At 45.7% G+C, this 243-nt stretch carries 1 pseudogene; it reads right to left on the bottom strand.

What is annotated here, in order from left to right:
- A pseudogene (locus SB679_RS25970) lies at window positions 1–243 on the bottom strand (ABC transporter permease); the annotation flags it as partial.

The raw sequence follows: 243 nt of genomic DNA, 5'->3' as shown, positions 1-243 counted from the left end.
GGAAAAATAAATGTAATGGCACTGGTGCCCGTCAGCAGGAACTTAGCGACAGTTGAGCTTCCGACCACATAGGGTGGAATTATTCCCTCCTTGATCAATGTTCCGGTTACTAACGGTCCCCAGCCACCTCCGGCAAAGGAATCTATGAAACCTCCAACAAGTCCCAGTACTCTGAGATTGGTTCTTCTCTTGGACTTGATGCGGTTTTTCTTATTGTCCTTAAAGGCATTTTTCAGGATATTG

Source organism: Chryseobacterium sp. SIMBA_029 (genome assembly GCF_046535275.1).
Lineage (GTDB): Bacteria > Bacteroidota > Bacteroidia > Flavobacteriales > Weeksellaceae > Chryseobacterium.
The sequence above is the reverse complement of the archived record's forward strand: the minus strand, read 5'-3'. Positions and strand labels throughout refer to the sequence as shown.